This window comes from Methanosarcina barkeri str. Wiesmoor (assembly GCF_000969985.1).
Classification (GTDB): domain Archaea; phylum Halobacteriota; class Methanosarcinia; order Methanosarcinales; family Methanosarcinaceae; genus Methanosarcina; species Methanosarcina barkeri_B.
The window spans coordinates 3,452,847-3,473,701 of record NZ_CP009526.1 but is presented as its reverse complement, the minus strand read 5'-3'; the positions used below and the strand labels follow the sequence as shown (position 1 = coordinate 3,473,701).

At 36.8% G+C, this 20,855-nt stretch carries 17 protein-coding genes and 3 pseudogenes; 13 read left to right on the top strand and 7 right to left on the bottom strand.

Going from position 1 to position 20,855, the window contains the following annotated elements; all coding sequences use genetic code 11:
- Positions 1-199 precede the first annotated feature (199 nt).
- From MSBRW_RS14410 to MSBRW_RS14395, 4 genes are all read right to left on the bottom strand, one after another.
- The gene (locus MSBRW_RS14410) at positions 200-520 is read right to left on the bottom strand and encodes a DUF1622 domain-containing protein (RefSeq protein ID WP_048103303.1); all 321 of its coding nucleotides are present in this window, start codon (positions 518-520) and stop codon (positions 200-202) included.
- 240 nt (positions 521-760) lie between these two features.
- Positions 761-1,093, bottom strand: a complete 333-nt coding sequence (locus MSBRW_RS14405; RefSeq protein ID WP_011307031.1) for a DUF1622 domain-containing protein — start codon at positions 1,091-1,093, stop codon at positions 761-763.
- Positions 1,094-1,542: 449 nt separating this feature from the next.
- The gene (locus MSBRW_RS14400; RefSeq protein ID WP_011307032.1) at positions 1,543-2,478 is read right to left on the bottom strand and encodes an LppY/LpqO family protein; all 936 of its coding nucleotides are present in this window, start codon (positions 2,476-2,478) and stop codon (positions 1,543-1,545) included.
- A gap of 514 nt (positions 2,479-2,992) precedes the next feature.
- Positions 2,993-5,863 (bottom strand): M1 family metallopeptidase, encoded by a 2,871-nt coding sequence (locus tag MSBRW_RS14395; RefSeq protein ID WP_011307033.1) that lies wholly within the window; start codon positions 5,861-5,863, stop codon positions 2,993-2,995.
- Between the two features lie 870 nt (positions 5,864-6,733).
- Here MSBRW_RS14395 and MSBRW_RS14390 point away from each other — a divergent pair.
- The gene (locus tag MSBRW_RS14390) at positions 6,734-7,762 is read left to right on the top strand and encodes an Ig-like domain-containing protein (protein WP_011307034.1); all 1,029 of its coding nucleotides are present in this window, start codon (positions 6,734-6,736) and stop codon (positions 7,760-7,762) included.
- A gap of 219 nt (positions 7,763-7,981) precedes the next feature.
- Here MSBRW_RS14390 and MSBRW_RS14385 read toward each other — a convergent pair whose 3' ends face one another.
- Entirely contained in the window at positions 7,982-8,509 is a 528-nt protein-coding gene (locus MSBRW_RS14385) for a protease inhibitor I42 family protein (protein WP_011307035.1), read from the bottom strand.
- Between the two features lie 630 nt (positions 8,510-9,139).
- On the opposite strand from MSBRW_RS14385, the gene MSBRW_RS14380 reads away from it, so the two are divergent.
- The 6 genes and pseudogenes from MSBRW_RS14380 to MSBRW_RS14355 all read left to right on the top strand — a co-directional run.
- Positions 9,140-9,379: a hypothetical protein gene (locus MSBRW_RS14380; protein WP_011307036.1), complete on the top strand. Its 240-nt coding sequence runs from the start codon at positions 9,140-9,142 to the stop codon at positions 9,377-9,379.
- Between the two features lie 457 nt (positions 9,380-9,836).
- Entirely contained in the window at positions 9,837-10,115 is a 279-nt protein-coding gene (locus MSBRW_RS14375; protein ID WP_230669775.1) for a hypothetical protein, read from the top strand.
- 261 nt (positions 10,116-10,376) lie between these two features.
- Entirely contained in the window at positions 10,377-11,198 is an 822-nt protein-coding gene (locus MSBRW_RS14370) for a helix-turn-helix transcriptional regulator (protein WP_011307038.1), read from the top strand.
- A gap of 178 nt (positions 11,199-11,376) precedes the next feature.
- Positions 11,377-11,667: a hypothetical protein gene (locus MSBRW_RS14365; protein ID WP_011307039.1), complete on the top strand. Its 291-nt coding sequence runs from the start codon at positions 11,377-11,379 to the stop codon at positions 11,665-11,667.
- A 311-nt stretch (positions 11,668-11,978) separates the two neighbouring features.
- Positions 11,979-12,515, top strand: coding sequence for a formaldehyde-activating enzyme (fae, locus tag MSBRW_RS14360; RefSeq protein ID WP_011307040.1), 537 nt, complete (start codon positions 11,979-11,981; stop codon positions 12,513-12,515).
- A 264-nt stretch (positions 12,516-12,779) separates the two neighbouring features.
- Positions 12,780-13,193, top strand: a pseudogene (locus MSBRW_RS14355) (transposase); the annotation flags it as partial.
- A gap of 78 nt (positions 13,194-13,271) precedes the next feature.
- Here MSBRW_RS14355 and MSBRW_RS14350 read toward each other — a convergent pair.
- Positions 13,272-14,037, bottom strand: a pseudogene (locus MSBRW_RS14350) (IS5 family transposase); the annotation flags it as partial.
- 492 nt (positions 14,038-14,529) lie between these two features.
- On the opposite strand from MSBRW_RS14350, the gene MSBRW_RS14345 reads away from it, so the two are divergent.
- From MSBRW_RS14345 to MSBRW_RS14335, 3 genes are all read left to right on the top strand, one after another.
- Positions 14,530-15,279 (top strand): DUF6345 domain-containing protein, encoded by a 750-nt coding sequence (locus tag MSBRW_RS14345; RefSeq protein WP_011307041.1) that lies wholly within the window; start codon positions 14,530-14,532, stop codon positions 15,277-15,279.
- Position 15,280: 1 nt separating this feature from the next.
- Positions 15,281-16,051 (top strand): two-component system regulatory protein YycI, encoded by a 771-nt coding sequence (locus MSBRW_RS14340; RefSeq protein WP_048102781.1) that lies wholly within the window; start codon positions 15,281-15,283, stop codon positions 16,049-16,051.
- Positions 16,052-16,743: 692 nt separating this feature from the next.
- Positions 16,744-17,172: a hypothetical protein gene (locus tag MSBRW_RS14335; protein ID WP_011307043.1), complete on the top strand. Its 429-nt coding sequence runs from the start codon at positions 16,744-16,746 to the stop codon at positions 17,170-17,172.
- A 94-nt stretch (positions 17,173-17,266) separates the two neighbouring features.
- Here the strand turns inward: MSBRW_RS14335 and MSBRW_RS20410 are convergent.
- Positions 17,267-17,758 (bottom strand): annotated as a pseudogene (locus MSBRW_RS20410) (IS5 family transposase); the annotation flags it as partial.
- 859 nt (positions 17,759-18,617) lie between these two features.
- On the opposite strand from MSBRW_RS20410, the gene MSBRW_RS14325 reads away from it, so the two are divergent.
- From MSBRW_RS14325 to MSBRW_RS23955, 3 genes are all read left to right on the top strand, one after another.
- A complete protein-coding gene (locus tag MSBRW_RS14325) occupies positions 18,618-19,025 on the top strand; it encodes a DUF1699 family protein (RefSeq protein ID WP_011307044.1) in 408 nt (135 codons plus the stop codon).
- A 446-nt stretch (positions 19,026-19,471) separates the two neighbouring features.
- Positions 19,472-20,269 carry a helix-turn-helix transcriptional regulator gene (locus tag MSBRW_RS14320; RefSeq protein ID WP_011307045.1) on the top strand — a complete coding sequence of 266 codons (798 nt, stop codon included), beginning with the start codon at positions 19,472-19,474 and terminating at the stop codon, positions 20,267-20,269.
- Positions 20,270-20,399: 130 nt separating this feature from the next.
- Positions 20,400-20,525 (top strand): hypothetical protein, encoded by a 126-nt coding sequence (locus MSBRW_RS23955; RefSeq protein WP_268990265.1) that lies wholly within the window; start codon positions 20,400-20,402, stop codon positions 20,523-20,525.
- Positions 20,526-20,855: the final 330 nt, after the last annotated feature.

Here is a 20,855-nt window from a genome sequence, read left to right as displayed (position 1 = left end):
TTAAGATGGGTTATGAATTTGATAGTCAGAAAATGTATGTTCAAGCTCACTTTTCTCAATTGTTCCTTCTGCATATAGCGAATATAAATAAAATCAAAGCAAAACTACTGTCAACATTATACACATTTTAATGTAACTCAAAACATTAAAAAGCAGGCCAAAACCCATCTATAATTTCCCGGAGATATTAAATATTTTTTTAGTCAAAATGATACTCTTTTACCTCTTTACCCAGGAAATATCCAAGAATTGTCCTGATCAGTACAATCGTACCCAGTACTGTGAGATCCTGTATATCCGGGTTTCTCAGGGTTCCAAGAATTGCAACTACAATATAAAACTCAAGTCCAAAGAGTATTCTATTCGTAAGTTCCTTTCTTATTTTTTCGAGGTTTTGAGACTTTTTTAATGCCTCTGTGGAAAAAATCTGAATTATTGCCCTTAATCCTCCATAAATAATAATAGTTGTCCCTATTGCCTCGAAAATCCATTCGAAATAGAGCAGAAATTTATCAAACAATCCAGATAAAAACCTTTTATCACTCCCCAGGAAATACATACTGTAATTAGCTTACTGAAATTAGCTTACTGAAATTAGCTTACTGAAATTAGCTTACTGAAATTAGCTTACTGAAATTAGCTTACTGAAATTAGCTTACTGAAATTAGCTTACTGAAATTAGCTTACTGAAATTAGCTTACTGAAATTAGCTTACTGAATTTAGCTTACTGAAATTCGCGTAAACTTTTAGTCAGAACTTTCAGTCAAACTGATATTCTTTAACTTCTTTACTCAGGAAGTAGCCAAGAACTGTCCTGATTACTACAATAGTTCCAACAAGTAGCAGGTCATCTACTGTAGGGTTTCTTACCGTTACGATTATATCGCCAACTATCAACAGTTCAAGAGTGAAGAGTATTTTATTTGTAAACTCTTTCCTTATTTGTTCATATCTGTAGGATCTTTTGAAGGCTTCCATAAGCAGGATTTTAGTTGCAGCCTTTAATCCTGCATATATTACAAGAAGTGCACTCACAAGCTCGAAGAATCTAAAAAAAATCTCCAGGATCACATTTGTGAGTTCCAGTACCATTCTTACCCTTCCAAATTATTCTGCTTCAAAATAGACCTCGATCTCAAAACTTAGAGTTTTAGTGTAACACAGAAGAAGTTTTGAGATTTTCGTCAAGGAATTTTTATTTTATTAATTATATATTCTTTGCTTAATATATTTTATCCCAAAGACATCTCTTTTATCTCGAAGATATCTTGCTCAAAAAAGTTTTATTTCAGTAAAGTATCCTGTTCCTTGTATGGGGAGTCAGCGCAACTTTGATTTCTCGGCCTTTCACAATCCAAATAATCCTACTTATCCTTGAGAGAGGATAATCTCATTTCTTGGTCAAGTTTCAAAAGTAGATAGTAGATAATAGACTCGTAGTAATATATTCAGATAACGCAGGAAATCTTCAGTTTGAAATAAAAGAGAATGTGAGTTATGCACCCACGATTAAACGTTTTGTATTCTCAACAATTTGTAGTTTAAGAACTCTCGCTTCCGATCTTAATATTTGTTTCATTAAGAGCTTCACGCATGATACCTGCGAGTTCTGCGGCATCTCCTGTAGCCCAGCAATGTACGTAGAATAGCCGTGGCTGCTCGGTTATCATGTGGCTGTGAAGAGCTGTAACTTCAATGCCATTGGCTGTCAATGTGCGTACTACAGGCTCAACTTCATTTTCTTCCAGTGCGAATTCGCCGATAACTGCCGCATTACCCTTGCCAAGAGGCTGGAAACTTATCGGAGTTGATACATCCATAACCGGAGACAACGTATAGCCATTCATCTGTATTTTATCAGCTCTGGGTATCTCGTAGTTATAATCTCCTCCTTCGGCCGAGCCTTTATCTCCAATAATCCGATCAAGTTCGGTGGTATTAATTCCCTTACTCTGGAACTTCTCACTTTCACTGGCAGATGAACCCCTGTTAACATAATCTGTGATATTGCGTATCTTCTTAGCCATATCTGCAGGATCACCATAACCGTATATGTGTATCCATATTATATGCGGTGACGTGCGTAGCAGATGGTTATGTATCGCAGTCACCTGCAATCCTGACTGAAGAACCATATCTGATACATTTTTCACTTCCTCTTCCGTAACTCCTATTTCACCGACCATCATTGCCTTATCTCCAGCTCTCATGAAATCAAATTCATGATAGCGTTCAGAGGCCGGATTCAGTTTTATGCCATCAAGTGTTACATTCAAAGTCATTGGTATTGCAAACGTTATGGCACCATCCGGACTGACATTGCCCTTTTCACCCATAGCTTTTTCCACAGACTGCCAATCCTCTAAGGTGCTGGCATTTTCACTATCATAAGTTTTTGCGGACACTGTTCCAATTATCATCAAACATATTAATAAAGTGATGAACACACTGGTAAATTTAATAGCCTTTCCATGCATCCATACGCGCCCCCCTTTAACACTACTGAAGTAGTTAAGCATAATATATTGAATAAAAAATATATAACCTAAACTGCATAATATTTATGTATATTTTATTACATCTCAAAATAGTTTGAGTACAAAGATGATCTTTAAAGTCTTATTTATCGACTTACAGTTAATCGTCGGCTTACAGTAATAGTATCTCTTTAATATCCCTAAAAAATAATGACTCCATAAACTCATTCTCTCGCGACTCACAGCAAAAAGACCCGGACAGGGATTCAACTTAATAAGTTCAAGTAAGGAAAACAAGAATACTGTATCATAAACTTACTATGCGAACTTCACGGCATCATAAAGACGAGCATAACGCCGAACTTCGTGGCACCATAAAGTTAGTTTTCCTGATTGTAAAATAATGTTTGAATATAGCTTAACTATCTGAAATAATGGGGAATTTAACTACAAATTCAGTAAAAATTTCTGTTCCGGCGATATAGCACCGGAGCAAAAAGGTCAATGTATAAGTTTATTTTTTCTCAGTATTTCCCGATTGCAGTCCTGGAATTTCTCCGTGCTCCATAATGTATGTTTTGACAGCATTCGGAGCTCCAAGCAGGAGTTTTCTAATCCTGTTATAAACACTCGGGTATTTCTGAGCGTTGAGTTCTCCGAGAAGGTCTGCCAGGATCTTTACCAGTGGAACATGATACTTTGATTCCATCTGGTCTATGTTTGCAAAGGCATTGAGCATATTGACCGTGCTGTACTCGTTCACAGGGGCCAGCTTTCTCAGGATTTCTGCAAAGAGAACCCTGCCTTCCTCGGTCTGGAGAGATTTTTTCCGGTTGCGGGCAAAGCTTCCATAAAGGGCACGCTGGTCATTTGCCTGCTCGATTCTGAAAGCGTCTGACCTTTCCATTTCCCTGACAAGTTCCACTGCATCAACGCTGCTGTTGCTTCCGATTACAGAAAGGAAAGCTTCCCAGGCAACAAGATTTTTCTTTGACTCGTTTTCAAAGGCTCTGAGGACCTCAACTTTATCGGGCGCCGAGCTGTTCAGGTATGCGGCAAATGCGCTCAGCCGGTCCGTTGCACAGGTCGCAGTCTCAAACTGCTGTTTTATCATTGAATGAATCTCGGAAGTATCAAGGGTTGCAAGGATGCCAAGACAGACATTTTTGGCCTGTCGGTTCTTGATTACTCTTGCCGTCTCCTCAAGAGTTGAGTCCCTGGGAACCGATGATTCTTCAAAGAAGCGGTAGGCGGAAATTACGGAGTTTACATATTTCCGGGCAATGGCTTTCAGGAGTTTCTGTCTAACTTCATAAAGCTCCTGGTACCTGTGGGCAAATTCTTCATCCTCAACGGACTCAAAAATGGTCAGGAACTGTCCTCCTGCCTTTTCGAGAAGCTGCCGGTCATTGAGGAGCCTGTAGTAAAGCTCGATAAAGTCTTCAGAGGGCTTTGATTCAGGATTTTTAAGGAGCTTTAGTTTTTCCCTGTCAACAAGGGTATAGAAAGCCGTAAACCTGCCTATGATATCTTTATCTTTCCTTACCTGCATCATGAGCTCTTCATTGCTTGCTTTGTATACAAGTTTCCCATAGAAAGAATAGCCCCTATTAAGTGATAGGAAGGCTGGCATATCCACGTTTTCAATTACAATCTCTGAGGTTTTCCCGCTTACTCTTTCCAGAATTTCTACGAGGTCATTTCCATGTTCGTCAACAAGAGCTGCCCTGAACGGGAATTCCCAGGGTTTTCCGCCATCTGGGACTTTTTGTTTGAGGAAGAATGTGAATTTCCTGGCATCCCGGTCATATTCGGCTGAAACCTCGACTACAGGGAACTTTATCTGTCTCAGCCAGGTTTCGGACATCTCCTTTAAGGGCTGTCCACTTTCTTCTTCCATGGCTTCAATCCAGTCATGAGTGGCTGCGTTGGAATGTTTGAACTTTTTGAAGTACTTGTCCAGACTTCTGACAAAAGTTTCCTTTCCTATAAGAGACTCGACCATGCGCACGTATTCAGGGGCTTTTACATAGGTGACTGAGGTAATCAGGTCATTTGGGTCATTGAAACCGTCAGGAATGATCGGCATGGAAGCTGCTCCCGAATCCAGGGCAAAAGTTCCCGAAGCCGGCGCAAGCAGTTCAAGCACTCTGTCCAGCCTATCGTAGTCCTCGCCAAAGAGAAAGGCATGATACTGTTCTTCCACATGCACGGTCACGGCTTCGTTCAGCCAGATCTCAAACGGGCTTCTGCCGGTGACCTCAGACCCGTTCTGGTTATGGTGATATTCGTGAGCTTTTACCCGGGTCATATATTCAAAAGCCGGGTCCGTTATCTGCGGGAACGGCATTATGCGGTTTGTGGTAATCGTGGTGTTCCCGACGTTTTCCATGCCTCCAAAGTCCGAGTTCTGCATGCCGATTTCCCTGTAGACGGTGCCTGTATATCTGTATCCGGGACTGATGGTTTTGTCAAGCTCGGCAAGCCTTTCCCTAACCTTTTTAAGGTCTTCTTCCATTGTGGATTCGGGCTTTGCTTCAAGTTTCATCTTCTCTCTCATGCGGACAAGGTCCCAGAGCTCCTTCCTGACAGGCAGCTTCTCCTCATCGAACTGCTCAGGCCCTGTGAAAAGGTAAACCCACATAACCGCATCATGCAGGATATCAAGCGCTTTTTCGGCTGCAACTGCATCTGAGGCAGGCGGCACGAGCAGTTCCAGCATGAAAGTGCCTCCGTCAGGATACTCAAACTCCCTTTTAAAGGTCGCATAAGTCCCGACCCCCAGGAAAAAGAGATAGGTCGCCATCGGCGTGACCGAGTTATCGTATACGATTTTGTCCCGTCCCGGCTTTACAGTATGCTTCTCAACCACGACATCCCCGTTCGTAATGAGGTTAGTGTACCGCGAATCCGCAATTATGGCAGTTTTGTAAGTGCATTTTGCGGCCATGTCGTCAATACACGGCACAATTCTCTGGAACCCCCACTGCTGGCACTGTGTGATCTGCTGAGGGGGAGCTCCTGCCGGCGTTTCGTCGTAGTAAAGCCCTTCAAGGATATTTTTAGTCGGCCTGCAAACCGTATCCGTAACAACCGCAACTTCGGTATGCGGTGGAATCTCTTCCATGAAGTTAATCTCAAGAATCGCGTCATCCTTCCGGTATCTGTAAGAAACCTCGTATTGTATGCAGCTTACAGCTCTAATCTCAAGGTCCCTGCAGTTTAATTCCAGCTTCTCAATAGGGGCATCCTTTGTCCTTACCCTGAGTACGGACTTCACATTTGTCCTGTCATCATAAACGTCAAACACCAGATCCATATTCAAAACGTCAACAGTAAGTTCCCCAAAATCTTCGGGATAATATTTGTAAAGCCTATTCTTCATAAAAGCGTCACCAAATAAAAGTTATAAGAGTAATATTGTGGGATAGAAAAGGAAGGTATGAGATTTAAAGGTGTAGTTTTGAAGAAGAGAATTTGTCTTTACTATGATAATCTTAAAGCTTCATTTGTCCTTTTTTAACACTGTACTCTTTATCTAAAATTTTAAGTGATTTTTCAAAATTTTATCGAGTAGCATAAATTTACTCTTGAACTTTCCTAACACTTGAAAGTCTTCACCCTTTCAAATTTAGTACATATTAAAATTTTGGCTTTCTCCTTATATCAACTTAGGCTATTTCGATTGAATTCGGAGAGGTCTGCCACAACTAAAAGATAACTCGTAACTATTCAGGTACCCTAAATAAGTCAAATAACACCGATTTTGGTCATAGGGACTTGTCTAATAAGGGATTCATAGCAAAATTAAAAATGACATCACCTGGCATCAATCTACAAAACCGACTGAAATATAGTGTAAATGCCAAACATTCTAAATTATGGCTTTTGATATTGATTTAAGGTACTTGAATAGTAACGATAAATCAACAAATATACTAATTATATTATAACATATGGCTATATTTAAAAAGACTTTTATATGTATTATCTAATACTTTTATTAAATTTTCATTATAAGGAGGCATTAAACCCAATTAAGTAATATAAACTTATCAGTTGATAATTTTCAGATTTTTCGTCACCAAAACACTGATTTAAAATTTTTTCACTTAAACCATTTTAAACGAAAAATCATTGATATTAAAGTTACAAACTATTTAAATATTTATAAATTTGGTTTTTGTATAGTTTATTCTTCACGTTATTTATTCTGTTAAACAATTCCATTTATAGAGACTTAAAAGGTGGAGAGATGTCTAGAATATCGATTATAAAGGTTGTTTTATGTTTTCTCATACTAATTATTAATGGATGTATGCCTGCTTTATCAGCTAAAGACTTACCCATCGAATCTGATCATCCTTATTCTAATAATGAAAAAAAAACATGGATAATAAACAGATCTGGGGTCGATGAGATGAAACTTCATTTTGAATATATTCGACTTGCCCCTAGTGACGACCCTAATTATTATAATTGGGATAGAATAATTCTATCAGATAAATATAATAATGTACTTGCGATTTATGAAGGTATTGTAGGAGGTCCTTCAATGGTTCCACTGGCTACATCGAATGCAAAAGACATTTGGACAAGTTGGTACCCCGAAGACACAATAAAGGTTACACTTGTAACTAATGGGAAGGGTTTTGACGATGGGTTCAAAATTGATGATGTTCAGACTAGATTAGACGAAACAATCGAAAATTCTGAAAACGTAGACCCAAATAGCTCCAAAACTCTAGAACCACCAAACCCTCAACCTGATAGTACTGTAAAAGATAAAGTTTTAACCACTACAGAAGTAACTCCTTTAGCCAATTCGTCTACATTAGGGCAATCAATAATGTTTATTGCTAAAGTAAATATTCCTTCTCATGAAAACGACGAACCTTTTGGTACAGTTACTTTTATGGATGGAACTAGCCTCATAGGAACTGCGGAATTAGATTCTGGGCAGGCAATTTTGACTACCTCATCACTATCGTCTGGCTCACATTCAATCACAGCAGAATATAGTGGCGATGAGAACTTTGAATCCAGCACATCGTCTCCTTTCATACTAACGGTTAAAGAACAAACTAATATCGGGATGGTGAAATCTAGTTCTGAAGATCAGTCTAGTTCTGAACAGTCGACTAGTTCCGAAGAAAAGTCTAATGGCGAGAAAAACTCAACAGTTAAAAGCATCCTTGCCTTAATATTTGAAAACCCACTGATTTCTACAATAGTTGGAGGTATCACAGTAACCATAATAACAAAGAAAATCTCCAAAAAATGAGAAATGTCATTCATAAATCACTTGAATATTTCAAGTTTCTTCACTTGCTTGGGAGAGTTAAACATCATGGAAATAACATCTTAAAAATCTCTTGCCGCCGGAAAAGTTTCCAACTCCACAAATCCCATTTTTATTAAAATTTTCAGCTTACCTACAGTGATTTTCTTACTACATACAGAATGAAAAAAGAAAATGTAACCTGAGAATCAAAAACTCTTCTCACTCAACCTCAACATTTAATGTAAATTTCTCTTCCGTGCCGGTTATGTTTTCCCAGGTCCTCTTATATATGCCATTTACCTTCTGGCTGCCCGGAGCCGTAGATTCAATTACCCATAAATGAGTTCCGGGGACACCTGTAAGGTTTTCAGGATTTAGACCTTCGATATATTCGTCGTCGAGAATACTGAGCCCACTGCTCAGGTTAAGTTTCCATAAGTAACCTGCTGATGGGTCTTCTCTAAGGCTAACAGTAAAATTCTCTCCTTTTTTGAGGCTTATGGTTTTTCCGCTGTCAGCTTCGGTTACTATCTGACCTTTTGCTATTATTTCGTTAGCTTCAGTCGTGTTGTTAGTCACGTTTGTGGGTATTTCAGGATTTACAGGCTGGAGCTGGTCGTTATTTCCCTGAGTTTCATTCTCCTGAGCTTCATTTCCCATGTTGCCTGTCTTTTCCGCACAGCCGGCTGCAAAGACGACAGCAGCGACGACAAAGATCATTGCTATGGCTTTTAAAACTTTCTTCATAACCCTCCTCCCGAAAAGTCTCTTCCTTATTTCAAAGTGAAAAGTTTGTTTTACTTCTTTATTGATGCTATTGACACTAATTTATTTCGCCGCCAAATTCTGGGCTCATGCTTGTTTATGCAAAAAATCATATATCAAAGAAGCTGAAGACAGTAATGACTTTCTGGTATGCAGCAAAAAGGGGACTTGATATCTGGAATAAGAAGTTGAAAATTATCCCAACGATTGACATATTAACCTAAAAACTGACACCTATAAATCAGTATCAAGCTCAGAAATGTCCTGTCTTCTTCGCAAGTTATATATACCATCCCCAATAAATAAGGATACTGTATAAAAGTCTCTAATTCGGAGCGTGTTTTTTCAGATAATGTTGCACCAGAGGATCAATGTAGAACTGAACCTTCAGATGCATCCATTGAAGTTTTCAGCTTTTTTGTCTCATTTTAAGAATCCCATAAGAGCTAGTCTATATGCTTTTGCGGAGAACCATCTTTGATTTTTGAGCTAGTTGAAAACTGCCGACAATAAGGTCTGATTGACTAAAACACAAAAACCAGTTAAGACAAAACAAAAACGAGCTAAATAAAGAGCACTCTTAGTACCTTTATTTGTGAGGCTTGAAACAAAATGTCAGAAGACTCAGATGATCCAGACAGTAGTGATAGTAGCAGTCGTCAAAAAATGTTCACAGTAACCGGAGTGGTTCTGTGCGCTATACAGCTTGCGTTCTTTGTAGGCATGATTTTAAAATTTATCGAGAGCGATTTCCTCGGTGGTTTTACATTCATGCTGCTTGCTTATTCTTCAGCGTTCGTTTACAGGAATCTGGAGAATTCCGGGAAAATTCCCAGCTTGGCCGAGAACTGATGACTGTGTGGCTTTGCTCTAAAAACCACATTCTATAGTAACTATCTGTTCTGAATTTTTCTTTTTCCTTTTCTTTTTCCTTTTCTTTTTCCTTTTCTTTTTCCTTTTTTTACCCTTTGTTTTTTACCTTTCACCTGTTGCCGTTATTTGATATCTTTGTTGTTTTTCACCTCAGTTTCTTCACTTTAAATGGAGCCTGATTTTTAAATGTAGCTAACGTAAAGTTTTTAGTTCTATTTTCTGCTCAAAAGAGGTAAAAGGTTATTAATTGTGAAAACGTAGGGTACAAATAAGCCTCAGGCACGAAAAAAGGAATTTGTTGAATTTTTCAGGTCAGAAGATAATGTCTGACTAATAATCTTGACCAATAAGCTTCGAAGACAAAATAGAAAAAGAAATATAGGATTATTTTTTAGTACCAGCAATAATTTTCTATGGGATAAACATGGAGTTAACCTTGCAGATTGATACCGATTACTCGCTTCAGGAAGCAAGCGAGATTATTCGCTCGGCTCTGGAACATGAAAAACATCTTGCAAAATACAAGATAGATCGCTACGCCATGATCTGTGATGAATTTGAAGATCGGTACGACCTGATCTCTACTGAATTCATAACAAAATTCGAAGCTGGCGAACTTATCGCTGAGGATAAATATCTTGAGTGGTATGCTGCAAAGCGAGGACTGGACCATTGGAAGAAAAAGCTTTCTCTCCTCAGGAACATCAGAATGTAACTGCTCTAAAAGCTTATTACTAAACTTCTCAACATTTACCAAAAACTAATCGACGACTACTCTTCAAAAAATTGAGCAAGATTTCTCTAAAGTCTAACTTCGTAATTAAAATTATTATGTATGCTGGTTATTTTGAGATTAATTCAACCCCTAAATTTCGATAGAGATCTTTTTTGTTTATAATACCCATACACAAGTGTCTAAAATTAATAGAAATGTATTTATAACTGTCGTACCATCTTTTCATAATAAGCTTTTTTGATGGTGGTTCTGATAAGCACAAAAATCGGGTTAATGGAACTGGTCTTTCGGTCTGAGAGGCGCAGAACCCTCCTGATTTTCCTCAAAGATGGGCCCAGATACATAGACGAAATTCAGGAACACCTGTCTGTAGATTCTGTATCTATCCTTCCCCAGCTTAAAAGACTTAAGGACAGAGAACTGGTCATACAGAATGGCCATACTTATGAACTCTCCGTTATGGGAAAAGCGATTGTAGATAAGATGTCGCTTCTTCTGGATACCCTGGAAGTGCTCGAAGATAATTTTGATTACTGGTCACGACGGAGTTTCGAGGGAATCCCCCAGGTTTTACAAAGTCGAGTCAGGGAGTTGAAAAACTGCAAACTTATCCGTCCGGACCTGAGCCACATGTTCGAACTGGATCCCGAGTTTGTGGAAAATCTTCTTCTTTCAAAGCAGGTTCTCGGCTTCAGTTCCTATTTTCATCCCGCACTTATCTCTCTCTACCTGGAAATCGCAAAAAAAGAAGCCCAGATTTCTTTAATACTGACCGAGCCTGTGTTAAAAAGGTTTAAAGCCGATTACAGTGAAAGTTTCCAAACTCTGGTTCAGTTTGAACATGTTAACCTGTCTCTTTTCCCAAACAACTCGAAACTTGCAGGCTTTACAGTTACAGATAGGTTCTTTCTGCTAACCATTCTCCCTCGGGTTAAGTTTTTTGAGAACGAAAGCCTGTTTAGCTTCGACCCTCAAGCTCTCAAATGGGGTACCGATCTTTTTTCATACTTACAAAAGGAAGCAGTTCCTGTTTCAGTCAAAACGAATCTAATTATTCTTTGAAGTTTGACTTTATCTGGAGTTAAAAATGCAGATAATAGTGAGCATCTAACAGTTAAATTATCGTAAAAAAGTTCTAAAAGCTTAAAATATAGAGATTTTCAGGTAGTAAGTATGTATAACCATTTACTTTCGATAACTGTTTAATGGAGTAAGAAGCTAATATTAGTGGGGGATAGTTATGAGTTTCGCGCTTAATATCGAAACTAATTTCTCGCCTCAGGAAGTAACTGAGGCTATCCGCTCGGCTCTTGAGCATGAAAAGCATGTTGCCAGGTATAAGATCAAAAGTTATTCTGCAATCTGCAGGGATTTCGAAACAAAATTTGGGTTCAGTTCTGCTGAACTCCAGGTAAAGCTCGAAACTCCAACTATAAATAAAGAAAGCAGTTTTTTCGACTGGTATGTAGCAAAAAGAGGGCTGGACCACTGGAACAAAAGACTTGAAATTCTTTCAGGTATTTCTTTTTGAACCGAGACTTTAAGGTTTCAGTCATTATGTAAAAGCTTTATTGGCATGGTTTCCTTTTTGAATCTTTGTTTAAACATTTCTATTTTTTTCTGTAGTTTATTTATTCCTCTTTGTGCCTGGATTTTGAACTCCTGTTTTCGTTGCTCTGTTTAATCCAGAACTGGCAAATTATTTATATATGTGTATAAGTATTAACAGAGTTAATTATTCTCCCTAAGGAGTAATTATGCTTAATAACTAATTCGCCATCTTATCTATTGACGATATGAAAATTGATTCTCTTCTCTCTGGCGATTTTGGGTATTAAGTTTTTGTTTATAAAATACGCTGAGGTGTTAAATCTGGTAAAAAATATCCTAAAAAGTATGGTAGGAGAAGCTCTCATAGGCTCTGGTCCGGAAGTTGCACACATAGACCTCGTTATTGGACCTAGAGGAGGCTCAGTTGAAGCAGCGTTTATGAATTCGCTTGCAATGCCCAGACAGGGTCATACCCCACTTCTTGCAGTCCTGGAACCAAATATTCAGCCCAAACCTACGACCTTGATCGTAAATAAGGTAACGATAAAAAACGTATCGCAAGCTGCTCTTATGTTCGGGCCGGCTCAGGCTGCAGTCGCAAAGGCAGTTATGGATTCCGTAGCTGATGGAGTGCTCCCTGAGGAACAGGCTGATGACATTTTTATTATCGTTTCCGTATTTATTGAGTGGGATGCGAAAGATAAGGACAAAGTTTACGAATTTAACTATGAGGCGACAAAGCTTGCAATAGCAAGAGCTATGGAAGGCAGGCCTACTGTCGAAGAAGCGCTTGCTAAAAAAGATTCAGCAAACCATCCGTTTGCCTGAGTAATAATTCAGCGCAATTTAAATTTCAAAAGCAATTTGTTTCCATGTGTCTTCGGTTAAGTGAGGAATCGTGACAAATTGTCTCCATTTCCTCAACATTTGCCAAATATATTTATAAGTTATGAGCTGGAACAGAGTATCGATTTCATATAAATATGCCAAAATTTAAGGTCGGCTTCTAATGCAAAATCAATAGTTTTCAGGTTAAGAAAATTCCTTAACCTATGAACAATGTATATATATTACAATTATTCAGAAAGATGTTATATTACAATTATTCAGAAAGATGTTTTGAATGCAAAAGATATAGCAAAATTATATGGAGCAAGATGGGGCATCGAACTACTGTTTAAAAAATTGAAAAGCAGATATGCCATGGATGTCCTTGAAACAAAGAATGTGCATATTATTGAGGCTCTTATCTGGACAGCGATTCTAACTTTAATCGTTAGCAGGCGAATTTATTCTCTGGTCAAAACTCAATACATCATCCCCCCAAAAAAATTCAGATATACGCAGTTGAGTTGGAGTAAAATATTCGTAGAAAAAGCAGCAGATTTGTTGACTGTAATTCTTCATGGATGTGAAATTCAAAGAACTTTTGAAACTACAATGAGTGCATATAAAAATCAAGCATTGGATCCACATGTAAAAAGAGAAAAGTTTAGAGAAGAATAGTTTGAATAATAATCAACTGGATATAATTTAAAAAAAAGAAACGGGAGAAGGGAATGAATCATTAACCTATGACCAATGGATTATATCCTTTATTCCCAAAGGATGTTCTCTAACTGCTCTTTTCATTGTTGCGGCAAAACCTTTTGCTTCTGCTCCAAAGTATCCTCTATCTCTATAAACCACTTAAACCACTTCGTTTTCCTTGGACAAATCAACTTGAGAATCATGAACTAACGCTGTTGTTGTTTTGAATCGTCGGATCAGTTCATAATCTCTGTCTATTATGCTATGAAGTTTGTAACCAAAATGTGACTGATTTCCCTTCTTTGTCCATGTTCCATCTCTGCTTCTTCTTGTTTTTGCTTCATTTCTTCTTGGTTTATCAGCTTTAGCATGTCCTGGATCTGAATGAATAAAAGTAGAGTCCTGAATCATTCCTTTTTTGATTTTTAAACCAAAAATCAAGTTGACTTCGTAACTCTCCCCAGATTTCCTCTTCCTTACTATTATCGATAATTCTCTTCCTGAAAGACCAGACAGTGGTACTGTCTGGGATATTATCAGGAAAGCCAAGAAAATTTCTGAAAGAAAGGTGGTCAATACACTGCTTCTCAAGCTCTGGATCAGAAAGACCATGCCATTGCTGCAAAAAAAGCATCTTAAACATTATAATGACATCAGCTTCAGGCCGGCCATCTGAAGTGGTTTTGTTTACATACATTGGCTCTAAAATCACACGAAAAGGTTTCCAGTCAATTAAGGATTCAAGTTCAGAAAGATTATCTCTAACCAATTTAATGCGTTTATATTTCTCTTTAAAAGCAAAATCAGCAAAGGTTTTCATAAATTAAAAGTAATTTAGTGAGATTTAAATCCCTCATTAATGTGCAAGCTAAGAGAGATTTATCGAAATTTTCTTTGATTTAAAATCTTTGAGCTCACTAAAAAATGGGAATTAAGTGTCTTGAACAGTAAATGTATTTAAGATAGGTAAATATTTATTTGGATATTTTAGCGTTTCCAAAAAGCCCAAAAACAACTAAAATTTTTCTTCAATATTTATTAATGTTTTTGATGTTTAAGTATTTAAGAACTAATCTTAAAACTCAGAATCTACTTCTCAAACCCCACATCTTAAATATCTAATTTTTTATTAATATATATGAAATATTTTTTTCTATGTATATGCTATTTTTTTTAAAAAAAGTATTATTTTTATTATCCAATTTTAAAAATATTTATATAGTTTTATAGTGTTTTTCTTAATTGAAAATAATAATATTTTGAAGATTTCCACAAAGAGATAAAAATTAAATTGAATTAGTGAGGGAAATAGTTGGATAGATACAAAATTGTTTGCAAGATTATGATTTTTGTATGCATTTGTACCTTTGCAACACAAACTGCAAGTGCATATTCCTACTCTGTAACGATAATTGAAAACTACAGTGTACTTAATAGTTTGGCTCCACATGGAACTGAGAATTATGGTATAGTCGAAAATTGGCTACATGATGTTGCGGGATGGAACGAGTACTTCTACGACAGTGAAACTAATGTAGACGAGACAGATTTTGGGACACTTGATAGTGGCTACCAGGGACTTGATGATGCAGATTTTCACTATCATTTAGGACATGGAGTGGACGATATTGGAACAGAAATTGCTTTGTACAATTGGCTTCCAGGATACAACTATAATGACGTGAGAGCTCAAGATGTATATAAAAAATGGGACAATAATAATGAATGGGTTCTTCTGCATAGTTGCCATATTTTGGATGATTACAACGATTGGGCTGGCGCTTTAGAATATTCACATGGAATTTTAGGTTTTACTACAGAAGCCTTCACAAATGAAGAACTGGTCGATAAATTTTTTACATATACAATAGATGATGATGACGAAATCTGTGATGCTTGGTGGTTTGCTACAGTGGAAACATTTGAATCACCTGTAAGAGCTGCTATGATAGCAGATACCGATAATCAGTATGTTTATGATCACCTAAATGGTCAGGGTACCATGCAACCAGATGAATATCCAGATGATTCTTTGTATGCATATGGTTCTTGGAGGTGTTAATTTGAATAAAATTGTCTCATTAACATTTCTAATGCTTGTTCTAGGGGTATGCACTATTCATTTGGTAGCAAATTCAGAGGCAAGTAATGAAGTTTTCCCTGATACGGTAGAAAACAAGGTTTGTGGATCGTATAATGAAATTATAATCAATGCCTCAGCTCCCGATGTGGAAGAAACTCTTCCTTATTATAAGGTGATCAAGGAAGATAAAATCCATGAAAACGTAGATAAGGTGATTACTCCTAGAGAATCTCTTCCTTCTGAAGAGAAAGCTGTCAAAATCGCAAATGAGTTCCTTAAGAAACGTAGCTGCTTGCCCGAAGGAGCTTACATAAGTTATCTGGATGAATATACTATCAAAACAATAAATGAAAACACAAGTATTGTTGAAAAAGAGGCACCTGTGTTTGTGAGAGTATCATATAATCGAAACCTCGATGGGTACCCGGTTGTTGGACCTGGGGACTCAATGGAAGTCTGCATTGGAGAAAAAGAGGAGATTGTTTATTTCTTTAAGACTTGGAGAGAAGTCGAAAAAGCCGGTGAAATATCAATTATTGATGCAGACTCTGCGATCGAGAAATTAAAGCAGTACGAGGTCATTGAAGATTTAGCAGGACCTGAAAAGTATCCGATTGAAATTAACAAGATTGAAATTGGATATTACTCAGAAACAACTGGTGCTGAACAATCTTACTATAAACCAGTTTGGATTTTTAAAGGTAAAGATGGTTTTGGTTATGACATAGTGAGATGTGTGTACGCAACCTAAAAATCTGGTAAGACCATTATCTAATTAGATTTCTAAAAATAAGAAAATCGAATTAATTAACTTATTTATTTTTTTAAATTTTTTCACACTATATAAAATATTTATTTGGCTCTACTCACCTAAATATTAATTTAGATTAGACAATTGAGCGCATTGAAGATTACTTATTGAGCTTATCCCATAACTCAAAACTGCTTTTCCGAATCTGGAATTCAGAATAATCAATAAGTTTTTGATCACGTTTTGATCACAGGAAATTGTTCTGAAACTTCTATCAATTTTGAGTATAAAGCTGGTTTTGGGATAAGCTCATTGTTTACTCTTACTTAATTAAATAATTTAAGAGCAATATTTATGCATTCAGATTTCATAATATAAGTCATGAAATCTTTAAAATATAATAGGGTTTTTGTTAAGAAGTTTAATTGATTGAATATAATTGCTTAGAAGCCGTTACTAAATATTAGTTGTTTAGAACCTAAGTGTATTTATTGGAAGAGCTCATCCCAAAACTTAAAAGTTGCTTTTTGAGCCTTGTATTTTGAATAATCAATCAAGCTCAAGATCATGAAAACGATTCTGAAAATTCCCAACTATTGATAATATAGTGGCTTTTGGGACAGGCTCGAAATATGAAACTTTAGAACCTAAGTGTATTTATTAGAAATATGAAACTCTAGAGGATGAGGTAATTGGCTATTAAAATTAAGAATAAATTTATCATTGTGACAGTTCTTTTTATAATTACTCTATTTTTTTATATATTTTTTCTGTTTATAATTAATGGGCCTCCAGCACATTTTTTAAGTATACATAATCATGACGTTAAGAGTCATGAAGTGGAAATTCAAGTAACTGATCAGCATAACAAATTAATAATAAATGAGACGTATACTCTGGAACCTAAAAGTGATTTGGTACGATCTCGTCCTTTAAGTTTAAAGTTCTCTCGAGAAAAAAAAGAGTATATGTTTAAAGTAATTATCGATAAACAAATTGAAAATACAGTTAAAATTGAGATACCTCATCAGTTCTCTACAGTAGTTATAAGATTATACTATGAAGATCCTCAATCAGGTGAAATCATCCCACTTCGCGTAAATACTGAAGTAAGAGTATGAAAAAAAATTCCAATATCTACTGGAAGATATTCTCTCAAAAATATTATTTCTTACTTAGAACCTATCCGAAAAATCCTGCTGTTCTGAATGTTATTCATGCACATGCGAAATGAAGCATAGCAAGATAATTCTCAATTTTCTTTTCCCATCTTATAAGCAGTCTTATGAATCTATTTAGCCATGAATGTGCCCTTTCTACAACCCACTTTCTTGCCCTAAAACATGGTATCTCTATTCTGATGTTTTCTTCTCCACGACTTTTGATATGGGTATTATAACCAGGCAGTATAACCATCTTCTTTGACCAATCCTCTGATATCAGGAAAATTATATCCTTTATCCATACACATATTCTGAATTTCCTCATCTGGAGAAAGTCTTTCAACAATAATGGCATCTAATGTCCTTTTTACAAGCTTTTTATCGTGACGATTTGCTCCATCAACAGTTATTTAAAGTGGTATACCTTTACCATCTGTTAAAATACTCCTTTTTGTACCTTTTTTGCTATGATTAGCTGGATTAGCTCCGGTCCTGGTACACCTAATAGTGCTTTTGTCATAGCACCGTCAATTGCTTGCCACTCCTACTCTTTCTTATCTTCAATTCTCTATATGTGTCTTTCAGGAGCTAAAAAAGTCTGTAAGGAATAGAAACTCCGATCTTTTTGGAAAAAAAGTCCGAAAAATCGTATTCTTAGTTCAGGATTCTAAAGTGATAACATATTCAACTGACCAAATGCCGAATCTCCTAATAATTTTTTATTTAAAGGAGGTCAGAAATTAGAAGTTTATCGTAAAGTTTGTGCTAATAGGTAATCGGAAAAAGATATAAGCAGTAGGCTGATACCTTACTTTTCCAGTATGAGGTAACTTCGGTCCTTATTTTTTTCTTTTCTGGGGCAATTGTATGTCTCAAAGAATATCTTTCTTCCAAAATTATTTCCTGTTTTTGTTTTTAATTTCTGGATTTCTAGCTCTTCCTATGAAGTATGAAGCTGCCAGATGACCTGACATCAAGTATTATATAATAGCAGGGTGGTTTTTCTTTCCGGATTTTGCGGTACTGGATGGTTATACTCGCAATGTTTTATTGCTAGAATATTTCTCAAACTTCATGAGTATAGTATCTCTGTGTTTGGAGTCTTTCAGGAGTACATTTAGGGAGCATTTTCAGGGAGCACTTTCAGAAACAGGTTTTTGTTTTTTTCTTTTATTTCTTTGCTGAGAAAATCCTCGCAAGGACTAAAATTTCTGAGTTATGATTATTTTTGCAGGTCTTATTCTTTCCAGGCTTTTACCGGCCTTTATGAGGACTAAAACGGATATCGAAGACTTGGTAACTACGTAAAAATTAAAAGCGCGGGTAGATAAATATTTATAATAAGTATAAGTAGTTTATATTGAGGTAAAAAACAAGAACTTTATAGTGGGGGAATCACATATATGAAGATTAGAGTAGTTAGTTCTAGAGAGGAAATATTTACTCTCAATCCTAATGAGCGTGTTGTTCATCTGGCCTTCAGGCCTTCGAACAAGGATATTTTTGCACTCGTTGAAACCTGTCCGAAAATTGAGGTAATTCAGTTGCCCAAATCTTATAGGCGCACGGTTTCGAAATCTATAGAAATGTTCCTTGAGATGCAGAGGATCCAGCTTATCGAAGGCGACGTCTGGGGCCACAGGAAGGATATTAACGAATACTACAGTATTCCTTCCTCAGTCATTGAGAAAATAAGGGAGCTAAAATCTGAGGGGACACCTGCTGAAAGAATAGAAGAAAAGGTTGCAAGGGAGAGCAAACTCAATCCTGAGATGGTTGCTTATATCCTGACCAAAGAAGCTTCTGCCTGAATCAGTATCAGACTAGGAATTTCTGGTTCTTGAGTGCAGGTAAAGTCATATAAATAGTTTCAAATCTTTGAAAATGTCCTTTATTATCTAGATTCCGGCTTAAATATTAAATTTAAGGAGCCTGAATAGGTTCCCTGATCCTGGAAAGTAGCGTGAACTTTCCAGGGCGGGGAGACTCTGTATGTTTTTTAATTATTATCTCTTTTATACTACTTTTATAAAATTGGTAGTTTTTCATTTACTCTTTATTTTTTGTTTAATTCTGAATTAAGGCGAAACAGGGGTAACTTTTTTAGAAAACTTTTTCAGTCTATTTGATCAATACAGTTAATAAACTAATACTTTTAAAAGTTATTTGCTTATAAAGTTGAAAACAGTAGTAACTTATATACCTTTGACAGCTCTTATCTCTTTAGCTATATAAAATTCAACAGGAGACTGAAGGGTTGCAATTAGAACTTCTAGAGTTGATTTTTCTTTCCGACAAGCGAAAGCATTTATTGCTCTTTCTGAAAGACGGGCCGAAAAATATAGATGAGATCAAGGAAGCCCTTGCGGTAACGTCCACTGCCATTTTACCTCAGATTAAAAAATTAAAAGAAAAATCCCTGGTTGTTCAGGAAGACAAAAACTACAGCCTCTCACTTATAGGGAAGGTCCTTGTTGAAAAGATGCAGCCTCTCGTCAGCATAATTGACGTCTTTGAGGACAATTTTGATTATTGGGTTGAAAGAAATTTTCAGGGAATTCCTCCTTCTTTCCGAATGCGGCTTGGAGAACTCGGTAAGTGTAAACTGATTCAGCCAGATCTGGACAGGATGTTTGAGCTTGATCCGGAGATTGTTGAAAACCTCTCTAAATCGAGTAGTATTCTTGAATGTATAGCCTATTTTGATCCCTCGCTCATTTCGATGTGTCAGGAACTTGCCAGAGATGGAGTCAAGCTTTCTTTTCTTATGTCTGGACCTGTTTTTGAGTACTATTCTAAGGATTACCTCGAAGACCTCCAGAATATGCTGGTTTTTAAAAATGTGAAGCTTTTCCTCTACTTAGGAGAACTCCAGATTGCAAATCTTACCGTAACCGACAGATTTGTCATGATTTCCCTATTCCCAAAAAGTCAGAAGCATTTCGATAGAGAAAGCCTGATAGGTTACGAGCCTTTAGCTCTTCAGTTTGGAAGTGAGCTTTTTGATGAGTTGCTCAGGAATTCTACTCGGATTACCCAAATACCACATGAATAAATCAAGCCTTTTAAAAAATTGCTTGCCTGTAAGCCTTTTGAATACACTGTTGTCCGCAAGCCTTTTGAATACACTGTTGTTCACAAGTCTTTAAAAAATGCTTGAGTGAAAAGCCGAGTAACGGTTAGGTTTGAGACCCTTATCCCCAAACCTTATCGGTGTGATCACAACCCCTTTGAAAAAAGGCTTGACCGAAAATCTCAGTGACGACAAGATCAACATCGTAATGGTTGCGCTCAAGATGGCTGAATTATGAGAAGATTTGAGCTAAGCCAAGGTGACTTATTTGCAGGTAAAAGAAACTATTCTTCGTTCGTTGAAGAGGACTAATTTAGGTATTATATTTTTCTGTTTTGTATCTGGTTTGAAGTTCTGCCGGAAAGCAGAATTACATAGTTATTTTCGTAGTCTCTTTTTCTAGAAAGAGTTCCACTTATTCATTCAATGATTTTCATTTAAATGTCCGGATATCTTCAGGGTCAGATGTGATGCTTGTCCTGCTACTGGCACACTTGTTGCATATATGCTCTTTAAGAACCGTGCTGGTCACATGCAGTTTTCCACGTACAAGGGCATGTTGTAGAGT